The organism is Sulfoacidibacillus ferrooxidans (assembly GCF_022606465.1).
GTDB lineage: Bacteria > Bacillota > Bacilli > Alicyclobacillales > SLC66 > Sulfoacidibacillus > Sulfoacidibacillus ferrooxidans.
The window spans coordinates 1-1,424 of sequence record NZ_JALBUF010000052.1 but is presented as its reverse complement, the minus strand read 5'-3'; the positions used below and the strand labels follow the sequence as shown (position 1 = coordinate 1,424).

The following is a 1,424-nucleotide window of genomic DNA, read 5'->3' as shown; positions in this document are numbered from 1 at the left end:
ATACCGAAACGATCGTCGTGACGTCGAAGTATCTGGCACCTTATGAAACGGTCACAGCACAAGATGTGCATACCGTCACTGTACCAGACAGCATGGGGATTTCGGGATTAGCCACGAACATGAATCAGGTCGTTGGAACGTATTTGACGTTTCCCATCCCCAAAGGGTATCCAGTGACCGCAGGGGATACGAGTACATCCAACAGTTATTCTCAGTTCTTAACGGAGTATACGGACAAAACACATCAACAAGGCGTCATGGTGAGTTTGAGCAGTAACAGTCCAGAAGCGGGACTCGTCACACCAGGAACAAAGATTGCACTGGTTGTTCCATCACAACATGGGAGCGGCGGATTTCAAACAATCGGGCCCATTGAAGTGCTTGGCGTGATCCGCGGTAATTCTCCGACTCTTCTTTTGTTTGTACCGACTTCACAGTATGAAACGATCATGAGTGGCGTAGTAGCGAACAACGTCAGCGTTGAAATGATCCCGCAAACAGGGACATTTACCCTTGCGAGCGATACGCAAAGCATGACGATTGGACAACCGACAGCAACACGACCCCTAGCACACGTGACCGTCGATTCTACACGCCATCCAAAGGGGGCTTGATCATGGATACCTTGGACACCTTGCAGACGTATCAAGAAAAACTGTACCAAGCGGTGTTGCATCACCCCGTCTATGGGAAAAGTGCTCATGCTCGTAGTGAACTGTACACGTTTTTATTGACCCAAGCGACGGAACCTGCCACCTTTGTGCCTGTTTCACAACGAGAAGCGGTCATTTCTAGCTTGCTCAATGCTTGGTATAGCTACGATGCAATTCAATCAGCGATCGATGATCCACTCGTGACCGACATTCACGTGATGGGTGATCGTACCGTCTTGCGCAAGGAAGGGAGACTCTATGAGTCCACGGAATCGAGGTTTGCAACTGATGATCGCTTAGTGGAATTTGTGAAAAGAAAGTTAGAAAAAACACCGTTTTCGTACAGCCTTGCGGATCCTGTCACCGATGCCATGTTACCCGAAGGGTACCGTTTGAACGTCATCGGAGGTCAGAACACAGGGTATAGCGTGGTAGGCGACGATCACCGGATCGAAACGGCGACGATGGCCACCATTCGTAAACCGATCATGCCCTTTCGCATGGAGCAGTTGATACGCCTTGGCATGATGAATCAAGAATTAGCTGATCTGGTGAAAGGGATGGCGATTGTGGGTGATTCCTTTGTGATTGCAGGCGGTGTCGGTTCAGGGAAAACCACGTTGCTCAATGCACTCACCGAATATATGGATGGATACATCAATTGTGCGATTGAAGAAATGGGAGAAATGGTCCCGCTCTCGAACTGGTGGATTCGTCTCACGGATCGCATGGGCAATGCTCAGGGAATCGGAGCGATCACGATGGAGCGCA

The 1,424-nt window shown here is 49.7% G+C and carries 2 protein-coding genes; both read left to right on the top strand.

The window, feature by feature from the left end:
- Positions 1-614: SAF domain-containing protein (locus tag MM817_RS16285; RefSeq protein ID WP_241717089.1), on the top strand; the 614-nt coding region annotated here is incomplete at its 5' end.
- A 2-nt stretch (positions 615-616) separates the two neighbouring features.
- On the top strand, positions 617-1,424 hold an 808-nt coding region (locus MM817_RS16280), incomplete at its 3' end, for an ATPase, T2SS/T4P/T4SS family (RefSeq protein WP_241717087.1).